Annotated in this window: 13 protein-coding genes; 10 read left to right on the forward strand and 3 right to left on the reverse strand. The window is 69.0% G+C overall.

Annotation, left to right across the window (positions count from 1 at the left end):
- Positions 1–68 precede the first annotated feature (68 nt).
- The 10 genes from hisD to OHA18_RS31085 all read left to right on the forward strand — a co-directional run bounded on the left by hisD (position 69) and on the right by OHA18_RS31085 (position 11,520).
- Positions 69–1,394, forward strand: coding sequence for a histidinol dehydrogenase (gene hisD, locus OHA18_RS31040; RefSeq protein WP_328998875.1), 1,326 nt, complete (start codon positions 69–71; stop codon positions 1,392–1,394).
- Positions 1,394–2,512 (forward strand): histidinol-phosphate transaminase, encoded by a 1,119-nt coding sequence (locus OHA18_RS31045; protein ID WP_328998876.1) that lies wholly within the window; start codon positions 1,394–1,396, stop codon positions 2,510–2,512. The genes hisD and OHA18_RS31045 overlap by 1 nt, the downstream gene beginning before the upstream one ends.
- Complete coding sequence (gene hisB / locus OHA18_RS31050) at positions 2,509–3,108, forward strand: imidazoleglycerol-phosphate dehydratase HisB (RefSeq protein ID WP_328998877.1); 600 nt, start codon at positions 2,509–2,511, stop codon at positions 3,106–3,108. The genes OHA18_RS31045 and hisB overlap by 4 nt, the downstream gene beginning before the upstream one ends.
- Positions 3,105–3,746 carry an imidazole glycerol phosphate synthase subunit HisH gene (gene hisH, locus OHA18_RS31055; protein ID WP_328998878.1) on the forward strand — a complete coding sequence of 214 codons (642 nt, stop codon included), beginning with the start codon at positions 3,105–3,107 and terminating at the stop codon, positions 3,744–3,746. Before hisB ends, hisH begins: the two co-directional genes overlap by 4 nt.
- Before the next feature lie 119 nt (positions 3,747–3,865).
- Positions 3,866–5,257, forward strand: a complete 1,392-nt coding sequence (locus tag OHA18_RS31060; RefSeq protein ID WP_328998879.1) for a glutamate decarboxylase — start codon at positions 3,866–3,868, stop codon at positions 5,255–5,257.
- 17 nt (positions 5,258–5,274) lie between these two features.
- Positions 5,275–6,570, forward strand: a complete 1,296-nt coding sequence (locus OHA18_RS31065) for a DUF2254 domain-containing protein (RefSeq protein WP_328998880.1) — start codon at positions 5,275–5,277, stop codon at positions 6,568–6,570.
- Positions 6,571–6,661: 91 nt separating this feature from the next.
- Positions 6,662–6,868, forward strand: coding sequence for an FAD-binding protein (locus OHA18_RS31070; RefSeq protein WP_328998881.1), 207 nt, complete (start codon positions 6,662–6,664; stop codon positions 6,866–6,868).
- Positions 6,869–6,879: 11 nt separating this feature from the next.
- A complete protein-coding gene (gene zwf / locus OHA18_RS31075) occupies positions 6,880–8,256 on the forward strand; it encodes a glucose-6-phosphate dehydrogenase (RefSeq protein ID WP_328998882.1) in 1,377 nt (458 codons plus the stop codon).
- Between the two features lie 16 nt (positions 8,257–8,272).
- Entirely contained in the window at positions 8,273–9,628 is a 1,356-nt protein-coding gene (locus OHA18_RS31080; RefSeq protein ID WP_328998883.1) for an NAD(P)/FAD-dependent oxidoreductase, read from the forward strand.
- Entirely contained in the window at positions 9,625–11,520 is a 1,896-nt protein-coding gene (locus tag OHA18_RS31085; RefSeq protein WP_328998884.1) for a glycoside hydrolase family 15 protein, read from the forward strand. The genes OHA18_RS31080 and OHA18_RS31085 overlap by 4 nt, the downstream gene beginning before the upstream one ends.
- Before the next feature lie 11 nt (positions 11,521–11,531).
- Here the strand turns inward: OHA18_RS31085 and OHA18_RS31090 are convergent, their stop codons facing one another.
- From OHA18_RS31090 to OHA18_RS31100, 3 genes are all read right to left on the reverse strand, one after another.
- Positions 11,532–12,725, reverse strand: coding sequence for a cation:proton antiporter (locus tag OHA18_RS31090; protein WP_328998885.1), 1,194 nt, complete (start codon positions 12,723–12,725; stop codon positions 11,532–11,534).
- Between the two features lie 149 nt (positions 12,726–12,874).
- Positions 12,875–14,257 carry an ABC transporter substrate-binding protein gene (locus OHA18_RS31095; protein WP_328998886.1) on the reverse strand — a complete coding sequence of 461 codons (1,383 nt, stop codon included), beginning with the start codon at positions 14,255–14,257 and terminating at the stop codon, positions 12,875–12,877.
- 10 nt (positions 14,258–14,267) lie between these two features.
- Complete coding sequence (locus tag OHA18_RS31100) at positions 14,268–15,221, reverse strand: carbohydrate ABC transporter permease (RefSeq protein WP_328998887.1); 954 nt, start codon at positions 15,219–15,221, stop codon at positions 14,268–14,270.
- Positions 15,222–15,228 lie beyond the last annotated feature (7 nt).

Below are 15,228 nucleotides of genomic sequence, written 5' to 3' on the forward strand. Positions count from 1 at the left end.
GCCTCCTGGCCCGGCCGGGTTGTGGATACCGGTCGGGCCGGGAGGCGGTGCCCAACTAGACTGGCGGCATGATTCGCCGCGTCGACCTGCGGGGCCGAGTGGCGGCCGGAGAGGTTACCGACCTCCAAGCCGAAGTGAATGCCCTCGTCCCCCGAGCCGTGTTCGACGTCGAGAAGGCTCTCGACGTCGTCCGACCCATCTGCCTGGACGTCCGCCATCGCGGCCTCGAGGCGATCAGGGAGTACGGCGAGAAGTTCGACCATGTGCGCGTCGCGGACATCCGGGTCCCGGCCGGGGCGCTGAAGACCGCGCTCGAGGAGCTCGACCCGGAGGTGCGCAGCGCCTTCGAGGAGTCGATCCGCCGCGTCCGCGAGGTCAGCCAGGACGAGCTCACCGCCGACATCGCCTCCGAGCCCGCACCGGGTGGGCGGGTGACCCAGCGGTTCGTGCCGGTCCAGCGGGTGGGCCTCTACGTGCCCGGCGGCCGCGCGCCGCTGGCGTCCTCAGTGGTGATGAACGTGGTCCCGGCCCAGGTCGCCGGCGTGCCGTCCCTGGCTGTGGCATCCCCGCCACAGAAGGAGTTCGGGGGCCTGCCGCACCCGACTGTGCTGGCGGTCTGCGCGCTGCTCGGGATCGACGAGGTCTACGCGATGGGCGGCGCCCAGGCGATCGCCGGGTTCGCCTACGGCTTCGACGGCTGCAAGAAGGTCAACCTGATCACGGGTCCGGGCAACATCTACGTGGTCGCCGCCAAGCGGTTCCTGCTGGGTGAGGTCGGGATCGACTCCGAGGCGGGCCCGACCGAGATCGCGATCCTCGCCGACGACTCCGCCGACCCGAAGCACGTCGCCGCCGACCTGATCAGCCAGGCGGAGCACGACCCGATGGCCGCCAGCGTGCTGGTGACCCCGTCGGAGTCCTTGGCCGCCGCCGTCGAGGCCGAGCTGCCGATCCAGGTCGCACAGACCAAGCACCAGGACCGCGTCACCGAGGCACTCGACGGTCAGCAGTCGGCCGTCGTGCTGGTCGACGACCTCGACCAGGGCACCGCGGTCGTGGATGCGTACGCCGCCGAGCACCTGGAGATCCAGACCGTGGACGCCGAGGAGCGGGCCGGCCTGATCTCCAACGCCGGCGCGATCTTCGTCGGCGGCTGGTCGCCGGTCTCGCTCGGCGACTACTGCGCCGGGTCCAACCACGTCCTCCCGACGGCCGGTTGTGCCTGCCACTCGTCCGGCCTGTCCGTGCGCAGCTTCCTCAAGGCGGTCCACGTCGTCAACTACTCCCGCGACGCGCTGCACGAGGTCGCCGGCCACGTGCTCGCGCTCGCCCACGCCGAGGACCTCCCGGCCCACGGCGCCGCCGTTTCCGCCCGATTCCCCGGAGAGAACTGATGGGCCGTTTCGACGGGCTGCCGATCCGCGACGAGCTGAAGAGCTTCGAGCCGTACGGCGCCCCGCAGCTCGACGTACCCGTCCTCCTCAACGTCAACGAGAACCCGTATCCGGCCAGCGAGGAAACGGTCGCGGACATCGCGGCCGCGGTGGCGGTCGCGGCGCGTGGGATGAACCGCTACCCGGACCGCGAGTTCCTCGACCTGCGCGCGGACCTCGCGGCGTACCTGGCCCGGGAGTCCGGCGCGCAGCTCGCCCCCGAGCAGATCTGGGCCGCGAACGGGTCCAACGAGGTCATGCTGCACATCCTGCAGGCCTTCGGCGGCCCCGGGCGGACGGCGCTGTCCTTCGCCCCGACGTACTCGATGTATCCGGAGTACGCGCGGGACACGAACACGGCCTGGGTCGCCGGGCGCCGGGCCGAGGACTTCACCCTCGACCCGAGCAAGGCGCTGGCCGCGATCTCCCGGCACCACCCATCGGTCGTCCTGCTTGCCTCGCCCAACAACCCGACCGGTACGGCGCTGCCGATCGAGGTGGTCGAGGCGATCGCCGCCCGGACCGCCGCGCTGGGATCGGTGCTCGTGGTCGACGAGGCGTACGCCGAGTTCCGGCGGGCCGGCACTCCGAGCGCGGTGTCGCTGCTGCCGTCGTACCCGAATCTGGCGGTCGCGCGGACGATGTCGAAGGCGTTCGCGATGGCCGGCGGGCGGGTCGGATACCTTGCCGCGAGCAAGCAGTTCGTGGACGCGCTGCGGATCGTCCGCCTGCCGTACCACCTGTCCGCGGTGACGCAGGCGGTCGCGCGGGCCGCGTTACGGCACTCCGACGAGCTGCTCGGCCGGGTCGAGCAGCTCCGGGTCGAGCGCGACGACACCGTCGACTGGCTGCGGGCGCAGGGTCTGCGCGCGGTCGACTCGGACGCGAACTTCGTGCTGTTCGGCACGTTCGCCGATCGGCACGCGGTCTGGCAGGCGTTGCTCGACGACGGCGTACTGATCCGCGAGACCGGGCCGGACGGCTGGCTGCGGGTCTCGATCGGCACCAGCGAGGAGATGGCCGCGTTCCGCGCCTCGCTGGAGCGCATTCTGAAGACAGACACGGGAAGGCTGACATGACCCGCACTGCGCGGATCGACCGGGAGACCAGCGAGTCGAAGGTCCTGGTCGAACTGAACATCGACGGCGAGGGCCGGGCCGAGATCTCAACAGGCGTTGGGTTCTACGACCACATGCTCAACGCGCTGGCCAAGCACGCGCTGCTGGATCTGCACGTGAACACGGTCGGCGATCTGGAGATCGACGCGCACCACACCGTCGAGGACACCGCGATCGGCATCGGCCAAGCCCTGAAGGAAGCGCTCGGCGACAAGCGCGGCATCCGGCGCTTCGGTGACGCGACCGTCCCGCTGGACGAGGCGCTCGTGCACTGCACCGTCGACCTGTCCGGCCGCCCGTACTGCGTGCACACCGGCGAGCCGGAGGGTCAGGTCTACGCGATCATCGGCGGTGACTACGCCGGTTCGCTGACCCAGCACGTGTTCGAGACGCTCGCGTTCAACGCCGCGATCTGCATCCACATCCGGGTGCTGTCCGGTCGCGACCCGCACCACATCGTCGAGGCGCAGTTCAAGGCGTTCGCCCGGGCGCTGCGGGCCGCCGCCGAGCTGGACCCGCGCCAGCCGGGGATCCCGTCCACCAAAGGCGCTCTGTGAGCAAGAAGGTCGTCCTGCTCGACTACGGCTCGGGAAACATCCGGTCGGGGGAGCGGGCCCTGCAGCGCGTCGGCGCGGACGTCAAAGTCACGGCCGACTACAACGAGGCGCTGAACGCTGACGGTCTGCTGGTCCCCGGCGTCGGTGCCTTCGAGGCCTGCATGACCGGCCTCAAGGCGGTCCGTGGTGACGTGATCGTCGACCGGCGTCTGAGCGGTGGCCGCCCGGTCCTCGGCATCTGCGTCGGCATGCAGATCCTGTTCGCCCGCGGCATCGAGCACGGCGTGGAGACCGGGGGCTGCGACCAGTGGCCGGGAGTTGTCGAACGGTTGCAACCCGCGAACGGCGAGCCGGTCCCGCACATGGGCTGGAACACGGTCGATGTCCCTATCTCGACGTCGTTGTTCCAGGGGATCGAGAACGAGCGGTTCTACTTCGTCCACTCCTACGGTGTCCGCGCGTGGGACCTCCAGGACACGCGGGCCTCGGTGACACCGGCCGTCACCTGGACGTCGTACGCCGGAGACCGGTTCGTCGCCGCGGTCGAGAACGGTCCGCTCAGTGCGACCCAGTTCCACCCCGAGAAGTCCGGCGACGCCGGCGCCGAGTTCCTGGCCAACTGGGTCCACGCACTCTGACCGCCGCGCTGATGGACGACGGCTGCCTCATGCGGAGCGGGTGACGACGTCCCGGGCGCCCCGGTGTGGGATGGATTGCGGCGGCAACTCGTGTCGCCGCGAACGAGGGGCGATCGGCGATGACCGGGATCAGCAGCACGACGAAGACCGCGACCGGCGACATGGCCGTCATGCCACGGTTCACGAGGGACACCGTGCTGGCGGTTCCCAAGGACCGAATGCCGGATGGCGAGATGCTGCCGCAGTCGGCGTACCAGCTCGTCCGGGACGAGGTGATGCTGGACGGTAACGCCCGGTTCAACCTGGCCACGTTCGTGACCACGTGGATGAACGACGAGGCGGACCGGCTGTACGCCGAGACGGTCGACAAGAACATGGTCGACAAGGACGAGTACCCGCAGACGGCGGAGATCGAGGCCCGGTGCGTGCGCATGCTCGCCGACCTGTGGAACGCGCCGGACACGGCCGACGCGATCGGGACGTCGACGACGGGCAGCTCCGAGGGCTGCATGCTGGGCGGCCTCGCACTCAAGCGGCGCTGGCAGCACGCGCGCCGCGCCGCGGGTCAGCCCTTCGACCGGCCCAACCTCGTGATGGGCCAGAACGTGCAGGTCGTGTGGGAGAAGTTCGCCGAGTACTGGGATGTCGAGCCGAGATACGTGCCGCTGGAGGGCGACGACCTCTACCTGACCGCCGACCGGGCTCTGCGGTTCGTGGACGAGAACACCATCGGTGTGGTCGCCATCCTCGGCTCGACGATGGAAGGCAGTTACGAGCCGGTCGCGCAGATCTGCGCCGCGCTGGACGAACTGGAGGAGCGGACCGGACTGAACGTGCCGGTGCATGTCGACGCCGCGTCCGGTGGCTTCGTCGCTCCCTTCATCCAGCCCGACCTGGTGTGGGACTTCCGGCTGCCGCGCGTGGCGTCGATCCAGGCCTCCGGTCACAAGTACGGGCTCGTCTATCCGGGTGTCGGCTGGGTGCTGTGGCGGCACACCGAGAACCTGCCCGAGGAGCTCGTCTTCAAGGTGAACTACCTGGGCGGGAACATGCCGACGTTCGCGCTGAACTTCTCCCGGCCTGGTGCGCAGGTGCTGCTGCAGTACTTCCAGTTCGTGCGACTCGGACGGGACGGTTACCAGCGGATCCAACAGACGTGCCAGGACGTCGCCGTACACCTCAGCGACGCGATCAAGGCGATGCCCGAGTTCGAGCTGGTCTCGGACGGACAGGACCTGCCGGTGTTCGCGTTCCGGATGGCCGACGGCATCACGAAGTACACGGCGTACGACGTCTCGCGGAAGCTGCGCGAACGGGGCTGGCTGGTGCCGGCGTACTCGATGCCGCCGAACCGGGAGGATCTGGTCGTCCTGCGGGTGGTCGTGCGGAACGGATTCAGTCACGACATGGCCGACCTGTTTCTGCGCGACCTTCGGGTCGCGATGGATTGGCTGGACGGGCTGGAAACTCCGATGCCGCGGGAGAAGGAGCCGGCTGGGTTCCATCACTGACCGGACAGCGACCGGTGATGTCCTTGGCGGGAGCGTTCCGGACGCGCCAGTTCGTTCGGCAGAGCCTCTGGGTTGTTCCGCTGCTCGGCGGGGTGGCCGGCGTGGTGCTGTCCGGGGTCGACCTGTGGGTCGAGGGCCTGATCGACCTGCCACCTTCCTGGTCGTACTCCGAGGCCACCGCGAACAGCGTGCTCTCGGCCGCTGCGGCTGCGATGGTCGGGCTGATCGGCTTCGTCGTCACGATCGGCGTGCTCGTGGTGCAGATGGCGACCGGCACGCTGTCGCCGCGCTTCATGCGGTTGTGGTACCGGGACCGGCTCCAGAAGTTCGTCCTCGCGGCCTTCACGGCCACGTTCACCTTTGCCTTCGCATTGTTGCGCCATGTGGAGGCCGACTCCGTGCCTGATCTGGGCATCTCCCTGGTCGGGCTGGCCGTCAGTATCGACCTGGTCCTCCTGCTGCTGTACTTCGACCGCTTCGTGCATGCCTTGCGGCCGGTCGCAGTCGCGGCGGCCATGGCCAAGGCCGGTCTGGCGATCGAGGCCGAGGAGGACGGCCTCGTAGCATCCGCCGGGAACGGTGACCGAGGGGTCGGACGTGGCGAGCCGGACGCACGGATCCTGGCACCCCGCTCGGGCGCCATCCAGAACGTCGACATCGCGGACCTTGTCCGGTACGCGGCGGATCGCGGCCAAGTCTGCGTCGTACCGCACACGATCGGGGACTTCGTCACCGCGGGGACTGTGCTGATGGAGGTTCACGGGAGAGCGAGCGAGACCGATCTGCGGCGATTGCGCGGAATGGTCTCGCTGGGCAGTGAGCGCACGATCGACCAGGACCCGGCCTTCGCGCTGCGCATCATGGTCGACATCGCGATCCGGGCGCTGTCGCCGGCGGTCAACGATCCCACCACGGCGACCCAGGTCCTCAACCACATCGACGATCTGCTCCTCGGGATCGGCTCCTCCGATCGAGCCTTCCGGGGAACCGCGCTCGACGCCGACGGGCAGGGCCGCCTGGTTGTCCGGACCCGTATCTGGTCGGAGTACCTCGACATAGGCGTGACCGAGATCCGCCAGTACGGCGCTGCCCCGCCGCAGATCTGCCGCCGATTGCGGGCCATGCTCGAGGATCTGTGCGACGGGGTCCCGCTCGCACGCCGGGCGGTCGTGCAGTCGCAACTCGACGCGCTGGACCGGGCGACCGACGCGGCGTTCGCCGACCCGGCCGAGCGGGCGCTGGCGCGGATGAGTGACCGGCAGGGCCTTGGCGCCACCCGGTCCGGTGAGACCTCCGATGCCCGCCGCTGCTGATGGCCGTCGTCGGCGCCGGCGCTTGAGCACCTAGGTCACGTCATCCAACCGGGATGAGGCATCCGGCCCGCACTCGTCGAAGGCTGCAGGCATGGCGGACGGTCAGCACTACGACGTGATCATCATCGGTACCGGAGCGGGAGGCGGCACACTGGCCCATCGGCCGGCGCCGCCCGGTAAACGGATCCTGCTCCTCGAACGCGGAGACTACCTGCCGCGAGAACGCGAGAACTGGGACTCCACGGCGACCACATCCTCGACGGGCTCGGCTGAGAGCCCAGCCGACCTGGACTGGTGAGGAGAACCGCTATGCCGACCGCCGACATGGACGCCCTGGTCATCTTCGGTGCGACCGGAGACCTCGCGAAGCTGGAGACCTTCCCCGCCCTGGTCGGGCTGGTCGAGCGGGGCGTGCTCGACGCGCCGATCATCGGGGTGGCCAAGAGCGGCTGGGGACTCGACCAGTTCCGCGCGTACGCGACGGCGTCGTTGCGGGCCAACGGGATCGACCCCGGCAAGCCCGCGGCAGCCGGCATGCTCGGCCTCCTCCGCTACATCGACGGCGATCTCGACGACGCCGCGACGTACGCCGCGATGGCCGACGAGATCGGCGCCGGGAAACGAGCCCTGTTCTACCTCGAAGTGCCGCCGCCGCTGTTCGGCCGGATCGCCGAGGGCATCGCGGGTGCGGGCAAGGCCGATGGGGCCCGGGTGATGGTCGAGAAGCCGTTCGGCACCGATCTCGCCGGCGCCCAGGAGCTCAACGCGACCATGAAGAAGGTCTTCCCCGGGGACGCCATCTACCGGGTGGACCACTGGCTCGGCCTCGACCCGCTGGAGAACGTGCTGTTCGCGCGTTTCGCCAACTCGGTGGTCGAACCGATGCTCAACCGCGACCACGTGGCGAGCATCCAGATCACCATGGCGGAGAACTTCGACGTGTCCGACCGCGGCAGTTTCTACGACCGCACCGGAGCGATCCGCGATGTTCTCCAGAACCACATGCTGCAGGTGCTCGCCTGTGTGACGGCCGACCCGCCGGGCCAGTTCCACGACGCGACCTGGCGGACGCAGAAGTCCGCTGTGATCAAGGCACTGCGACCACTCACCGCCGACGACACGGTGCGCGGGCAGTACGACGGTTACCTGGATGTCAACGGCGTCGATCCCACGTCGCGGACCGAGACGTACGTCGCGATCCGGCTCGCTCTCGACACCTGGCGCTGGGCCGGCGTACCGATCGCGATTCGGGCCGGGAAATGCCTGCCGGTCACCGCGACCGAGGTGATGATCCGCTTCCACCGCCCACCGCAGGACATCTTCGGGCTCGGGGACTCCAGCGTCGCGAACGAGTTACGGTTCCGGATCTGGCCGGAGAGCGAGGTCGGACTCGTCCTGTGCGGCAAGAAGCCCGGCGCCGGCTGGACCGCGCAGCCCGAGCACCTCACGTTCGCCGAGGTGGCGGGATCCGACCAGCGACCGTACGACCGGCTGATCGGGGCGGCGCTCCTGGGCCAGCAGTCGCTCTTCGCCGCGCAGGACACGGTCGAGGCCGCCTGGCGAGTGGTCGAGCCCGTGCTCGGTGACGTCGTCCCTGTCGTTCCGTACGCCAAGAACAGCTGGGGGCCGAAAGAGGCTGACGCCCTGCTGCCGCCCGGGGCGAGCTGGCATGACCCGGCCGGATGATCCAGGGGGCCGGTCGATGAGCGAGCGAACCAGCAGTGGCGCCGGGGACCGTCGGCGGGTGGTGATCGTGGGCGGGGGCTTCGCCGGCCTGTTCGCGGCGCGCGCGTTCCGGCGCCGACCGGTGCAGGTCGCCCTCGTGGACCGCGCCGCTCACCACCTGTTCCAGCCACTGCTGTACCAGTGCGCCACCGGCGTCCTGTCCGAGGGCGAGATCGCGATGCCGCTGCGGGCGATCCTGCGCAGGTACTCGAACGTCGAGTGCGTGCTCGCCGAGGCGACGGGCTTCGACGTGGAGGCCCGCATCGTCCACGCGCTGCGACCGACCGGCGGCGAGATCGAGTTCCCGTACGACGACCTGATCCTGGCCGCCGGCGTACGGCAGTCGTACTTCGGGCATGACGAGTTCGCCACGTTCGCGCCCGGGATGAAGACGCTGGCCGACGCGCTGCTGATCCGGCGCCGGATCTTCGGTGCGTTCGAGATGGCCCAGTCCGCCACCGATCCCGAGGAGCGCCGGCGGTGGCTCTCGTTCGCGCTGGTCGGCGCCGGCCCGACGGGTGTCGAGCTGGCCGGGCAGATCCGTGAGCTGGCCACGTCGACGCTGAGCAAGCAGTTCCACCACATCGATCCAACCGAGGCCAAGGTGATCCTGTTCGACGGCGGCGACGCCCCACTCGCGCCGTTCGGCCCGAAGCTGTCCGCCAAGGCCGCCGCCGCGCTGACCAAGCTCGGCGTCGAGCTCCACCTGGGATCGATCGTCACCGACGTCAGCGCCCGTGGGCTCGTGGTCCGCGGTCCCGACGGCGCGAGTACGCCGTACGCGGTCGGGACCGTGCTGTGGGCCGCGGGGGTCGCTGCACCGCCGGTCGCCGACATGCTCGCCAAGGCTGCCGGGGCGGAACAGGACCGGGCCGGGCGGATCAAGGTCCAGCCGGACCTCACCCTGCCCGGCCACCCGGAGATCTCGGTGGTCGGCGACGTGATGAGCCTCGACGATCTTCCCGGCGTCGGCGAGGTGGCGATGCAGACCGGGTACTACGCCGCGAAGCGGATCAGGAACGAGGTGGACGGGCACACCGATCCGCCGAAGCCGTTCAAGTACCGCGATCTGGGCTCCGCGGCGTACATCGCGCGCGGTCAGGCGGTCGTCTCGGTCAGGCGGGTGCACCTGAGTGGGCGGCTCGGCTGGCTGGCCTGGCTCGGCATCCACCTCGCCTTCCTGACCGGCTTCCGCAACCGGTTCGGGGCGGTGCTCAGCTGGGCGATCGCCTTCAGCCGCGAGACCCGGCGCGAACGCGCCTTCACGATGCAGCAGGTCGCGCCCGGTGGCGTCGATCTGTATCACCACCGAACCGGAGACGACCCCTCATGACCGACTACCCACTCATCGCCGACCACGGGTTGATCGGCGACCTGCAGACCGCTGCGCTGGTGACCACGGACGGGTCGATCGACTGGTTCTGCTGTCCACGGTTCGATTCGCCGAGCGTCTTCGCGGCGCTGCTCGACCAGGAACGCGGCGGCCATTTCCGGGTGCGGGCGACCGGCGACGGCGTGACCAGCCGGCAGCTGTACCTCCCGGACACCGCCATCCTCATCACCCGCTTCCTGGCCGAGGACGGCGTCGGCGAGGTCGTCGACTTCATGCCGCCGGCCGGCAAGCAGCCCACCGCGAACCACCGGATCCTGCGGGTGATGCGGTGCGTGCGAGGCCGGATTGCCTTCGAGGTCGACATCGCGCCCCGGTTCGACTACGGCCGCAAGGAGCACGAGACGCAGCTGATCGGGCCCGGGGCGGTCTTCGTGACGGAGGACCTGAGCCTGACGCTGCACGCGGTCCGTGAGCCGGGTGACGAGCGGCTGGCGCAGGTACGGCTCGACGGCGGCGACATCCACATCGACTACGAGATGTCGGCCGGGCAGACCCGGGGGCTGGTGCTGGAGTCGGCGGCCGACGGACCACCGCGGGAGATCCGGGTCACGGAGTTCACCGCGATGTTCGACGACGCGGCCGCGTTCTGGCGCGACTGGTTGTCGCAGTCGACGTACACGGGCCGGTGGCGGGAGATGCTCCAGCGCTCGGCGATCACGCTGAAGCTGATGACGTACTCGCCTACCGGAGCATTGGTCGCGGCTCCGACGGCCGGGTTGCCCGAGCAGCTCGGCGGTGAGCGCAACTGGGACTACCGCTACACCTGGGTGCGGGATGCGTCGTTCTCCGTCTACGCGCTGCTCGGCCTCGGCTTCACCGAGGAGGCGGCGGACTTCTGCGGCTGGTTGCGTGACCGCGTTCAGGAGAAGGCCGGCGGGAAAGGCGGCCCGTTGAACATCATGTACCGCGTGGACGGGTCGTCCGATCTGACCGAGAAGACCCTCGAGCACCTGGAGGGCTACTGCGGCTCCCGGCCGGTACGGATCGGCAACGGTGCCTCGGAGCAGCGGCAGATGGACATCTACGGTGAAACGCTGGACAGCATCTACTTCGCCGACCAGCACGGGATCGACGTCGACCTCCAGACGTGGGCCGCTCTGCGGGGCATCATCGACTGGCTGAGCGAGAACTGGGACCTGCCGGGGGAGGGGATCTGGGAGACCCGCGGCGGGCAGAAGGACTTCACCTACGGCCGGGTGATGAGCTGGGTCGCCTTCGACCGGGCCATCCGGCTGGCCGCCGAGCGTGCCCTGCCGGGCTCGGTGGGCCAGTGGGTGACGACCCGGGACGCGATCCACAACCAGGTCTTGCAGCGCGGTTGGAACGAGAAGCTCGGGGCGTTCGTGCAGCACTACGGCGACACCGTGCTCGACTCGTCCATGTTGCGAATGGCAACGGTCGGAGCCATCGCGCCCACCGATCCGATGTGGTTGTCGACGCTGGACGCGATGGAGGCCGAGCTGGTGGTCGACAGCCTCGTCTACCGCTATGACCCGGCCGCCTCACCGGACGGGCTGGCCGGTGACGAGGGCACGTTCTCGCTCTGTACGTTCAATTACGTCGACGCCCTGGCCCGGGCCGGCCGCCTCGACGAGGCACGGCTGATCTTCGAGAAGATGCTCACCTACGCCAATCACGTGGGTCTGTTCTCCGAGGAGATCGGCCGGACCGGTCAGCAACTCGGCAACTTCCCGCAGGCCTTCACGCACCTGGCTCTGATCGACGCGGCCATCACGCTCGACGCCGCGCTGGATCGCGCGGGGTCCAACCGCCGGTACGCCACGGTAGGCATTCCGGCCGCGCGCAGGGCGGCGGACACGGCGGCGACCTGAGCTGCGGACGGCTAAGGCAGGCGTTCGCCGGTCTCGTCGTGGGTGCGGGCGAGCCGGCGGTCGATGGCGACGGCGATCGCCGGGTACACCAGCACCGACAACACGCCCGCGCCCACCAGTGCGGCCGCGTTCTCGGGCCGCATCTCGCCGGTCTCGAGTCCGATCTCACTCAGCGCGACGAGCAGCGGCAACGCCGTCGACACCACGAAGACGAGTTCGAGCCGTCGCTGCCAGGGCAACGCAGTTCGGTACACCGCCAGCGTCGGCAGGCCGCGCACGAGGAGCAGCAGGAGGAAGAACAGGAACAGCCGCCCAGGTGCGTGGATGATCGACTCCAGGTCGAGACCCATCCCAGAGGACACGAAGAAGATGGGAATGAAGAAGCCGTAGCCGACGGCATCGAGCTTGCGGTCCAGCCCCTCGGCGTTCCCGGGCGCCCACCGATGCAGGACGACTCCCGCCACGAAGGCCCCCAGGACGGAGTCGAGCCCGAAGTCACTGGCGATCACGAGCAGGAGCAGCAACATCGCGACCGTCCACCGCAGCGTGGTCTGCGACGTCGCGTCCTCCCCCTCCGACAGGATCCGCGCGACCCGGCCGCCCCGCCCCAATCTGGGCGCCAGACTCAGCAGGAGCCCGAGGACGCCCACCCCGACCAGCGAGATCAGCCCGATGAACCGGCCGTGCGATCCGAGGAAGATCGCGATGGCCACAACCGGCAGGAACTCCCCGACCGCGCCGGCGGTCAGGGCGTAGGAGCTGAACGACCCACGCAGCATGTTGTTGTCGCGCAGGATCGGCAACAGCGTTCCCAGCGCCGTCGTCGTCAGGCCGAGCGCGACCGGCACGAACGCTCGCACGAGCCCCAGCGCCGCGAGTGCCGCGACGACCCCGATGGCCAGCACCACGGTGACCCCCCACCCGACGACAGCGAGCTTGCCGGCCCGCTGCCGGAAGATCGCCAGGTCGAGCTCATAGCCCGCCATCAGGAACAGGAACCCCAGACCGACGTTCGAGAGCAGGACGATGCTGCCCGGGTCGGCCAGATCGAGCACGTGCGGCCCGACCACCACGCCGCCGAGAATGAGGATCACCACCTGCGGAATCCGCATCCCGCCGAGTAGGCCGACGATCACAGGCGTTATGGCCGCCACCAACGCGACGATGAACAAGCTGGTCAGTCCCAGACCGAGGTCAGTGTCCATCCCACCAGCCTCACTGCCCGTCCGTACCGGAAACCTCACCCGGCCCGGACGATCCTCACCCGTCACGACCCCTCACGATCCGTGACGGGGCTGGACCTCGGACGGGTCGATCGGTCGGCCGGGTGGACCACGCGGTCCACCCGGCCTCTCTACTGGGCGACCTTGAACAGCTCGTCGAGTTGCGTATTGAGCTTCGTCAACGAGCTGACCGGTGAGCTGCCGATGTAGACGGCGTCGAAACGTGGCGCCATCAGCGCCGCGATGTCGGCCGCGTTCGTCGTGACCGGGAACAGGAAGGTCGTCCTGTCCACGACCTGCCGGGTGAACGGGGTGACGTCGAGCTTGCGTTCGGACTTGTTGAAGGCGATCGCCAGCTGGGTGCCGGCCGGCCGGGCCGGGAAGACAACGCCGGACTGGCCGATGATGTTCTGGCACTCCGCCCCGGACAGGAACGCGACCCACTTGGCGGCGTTCTCGGGCTGCTTCGACAGTGTGGTGACCGAGTCGGCGAGGCCGTTGAACATCGACGCACGCTTGCCACTCGGTCCGATCGGGGTCGGCGCCAGCCCGATGTCCAGCTTCTTGCCGGCGGAGTCGGTGAGCTTGGTGAAGCTGGAGATCATCCACGACCCACTGAGGCCGAGAGCCGCCGTACCGGACTGGATCTGTTTGTCCGTGCCGATCGCGTTGGCGCCGCCGATCTCCTCGTAGCTGGGCATGTAGCCCTTCTGCACGAGACCGAAGTACCAGCTCAGCGTGTCCTGGAGAGCCGGCTGGTCCAGGTTGAACTTCGTGCCCCATGGGTTCTTGTCGGTCGCCTGCCAGCCCGCGCTGCCGGCGAACGCCGACCACTGCGTCTGGCCCCAGCCACCCCCACCGGAACCCTCGGAGGCGAGACCGTGCGTCTTGACGTGCGTCTTGTCGAAGCCCGGCTGGTCGCCCCGGACACCCTTCTCGTCGATGGTGAGATGCGCGACGAGCTTCTCGAACGTGCCGCCGTCCTGGGGGTTCCAGGTGAGATTCTGCAACTCGGCGGGATCCACGCCGCCCGCCTTGAGCGCGGCAGCGTCGTAGAAGATGGCGATCGTGTCCCAGTCCTTCGGGGCGCCGTACCGCTTGCCGTCCTGGCCCTTCCACAGTTCCGCCAGCCCCTGCTGGTAGTCGCCGTCCTTGATCCCGCTGGTCGGGCCGAGGTCGTCGAGCGGACGGAGGACCTTCAGATCGACGTACTGGGCGAACTTCGACAGGTGGTCGGTGAAGACGTCGGGTGCGGTGTCGGCGATGAAGCCGGCGGTGAGCTTGGACCAGTAGGCGTCCCAGCCGTACTGCGAGATGTGGATCTTCAGACCCGGGTTGGCCTTGGTGAACGCGTCGGCGCACTTCTGATAGCCCGGCTGCTGGGCCGAGTCCCACAGCCAGTACTCGATGGTGCCGTTCGCGCTGCTACCGGTCGTGCCGCCGCAGGCCGCCAAGGCCATCACGGTGAGCAAGGCGACCGCGGCGGTGCGGATCCGTTGCCGGAAGGTGATCATGCCGGGCTCCTCACTTGATCCCGCTGAAGCCGATGGAGTTGACGATGCGCTTCGCGAACAGCATGAACAGCACGAGCATCGGCAGGGCGGCGACGAGGGTGGCGGCCATCAGGCCGGACCAGTCGGGGCCGGTCTGCGGCGTCTGGGACTTGAAGACGCCGAGCGCGACGGTGAGGACGCGCGACCTGTCGGTGTAGCTGACCATCAGCGCCCAGAAGTACTCGTTCCAGGAGGCGATGTAGGTCAGGATCGCCAGCGTCGTGATCGGGGCGAGCGACATCGGGATGATCAGGCGGAAGAACACCCGCACCTTGGAGGCGCCGTCCATCAGCGCGGCCTCTTCCACCTCGCGGGAGATGCCCAGGAAGAACTGGCGCAGGAAGAACACCGCGAACGGCGTCATGAACATCGTCGGCAGCGCGATCCCGAGCAGGGTGTCGACCAGACCGAGTTGCTTGATCAGCACGAAGTTCGGCAGCAGGGTGAAGATCGCGGGGATCATCAGGCCGGCCAGGAAGAACGCGAAGACCTTCTCGCGGTGCTTCCACTGCAGCCGGGCGAACGCGTACGCCGCCATCGCGGAGAAGAACACCTGCCCAGCAGTGATGAGCGTGGAGACGACGACGGAGTTGAACAGGTAGCGCCAGAAGTTGATCGCCTGCCCGGCACCGCCGGCGTCGATCGCCTCCTGACCGGTCTGCAGGCCGAAGACTCGTTCGAAACCGCCGGCCGAGGTCTGCACCGGGAGCAGGCTGCCGGACCCGGCGTACAGGGCGTTGTTGCTGGACAGGGCGGTGCGCAGCATCCAGTAGAAGGGGAAGAGGCTGACCAGGATCACGAGGATCATGAAGGTCCAGGCGAGCGCGCGGCCGAAGTTCAGCCGGCGTGGCTCTGCGGGGGGTGCGTCGCGTCGTACGGCGACGGGGCCGGCGGTCGCGACCGTCGGGGTGGTGTCGGTAGCCATGCTGCCC

It is taken from the genome of Kribbella sp. NBC_00709, assembly GCF_036226565.1.
GTDB lineage: Bacteria > Actinomycetota > Actinomycetes > Propionibacteriales > Kribbellaceae > Kribbella.

Bases quoted from the DNA above. Each gene is read 5' to 3' on its own strand.
- OHA18_RS31085 (WP_328998884.1), top strand. From the start codon at position 9,625: ATGACCGACTACCCACTCATCGCCGACCACGGGTTGATCGGCGACCTG.
- hisD (WP_328998875.1), top strand. From the start codon at position 69: ATGATTCGCCGCGTCGACCTGCGGGGCCGAGTGGCGGCCGGAGAGGTT.
- zwf (WP_328998882.1), top strand. From the start codon at position 6,880: ATGCCGACCGCCGACATGGACGCCCTGGTCATCTTCGGTGCGACCGGA.
- OHA18_RS31070 (WP_328998881.1), top strand. From the start codon at position 6,662: ATGGCGGACGGTCAGCACTACGACGTGATCATCATCGGTACCGGAGCG.
- OHA18_RS31095 (WP_328998886.1), bottom strand. From the start codon at position 14,257: ATGATCACCTTCCGGCAACGGATCCGCACCGCCGCGGTCGCCTTGCTC.
- hisB (WP_328998877.1), top strand. From the start codon at position 2,509: ATGACCCGCACTGCGCGGATCGACCGGGAGACCAGCGAGTCGAAGGTC.
- OHA18_RS31045 (WP_328998876.1), top strand. From the start codon at position 1,394: ATGGGCCGTTTCGACGGGCTGCCGATCCGCGACGAGCTGAAGAGCTTC.
- OHA18_RS31100 (WP_328998887.1), bottom strand. From the start codon at position 15,221: ATGGCTACCGACACCACCCCGACGGTCGCGACCGCCGGCCCCGTCGCC.
- OHA18_RS31060 (WP_328998879.1), top strand. From the start codon at position 3,866: ATGACCGGGATCAGCAGCACGACGAAGACCGCGACCGGCGACATGGCC.
- OHA18_RS31065 (WP_328998880.1), top strand. From the start codon at position 5,275: ATGTCCTTGGCGGGAGCGTTCCGGACGCGCCAGTTCGTTCGGCAGAGC.
- OHA18_RS31080 (WP_328998883.1), top strand. From the start codon at position 8,273: ATGAGCGAGCGAACCAGCAGTGGCGCCGGGGACCGTCGGCGGGTGGTG.
- OHA18_RS31090 (WP_328998885.1), bottom strand. From the start codon at position 12,725: ATGGACACTGACCTCGGTCTGGGACTGACCAGCTTGTTCATCGTCGCG.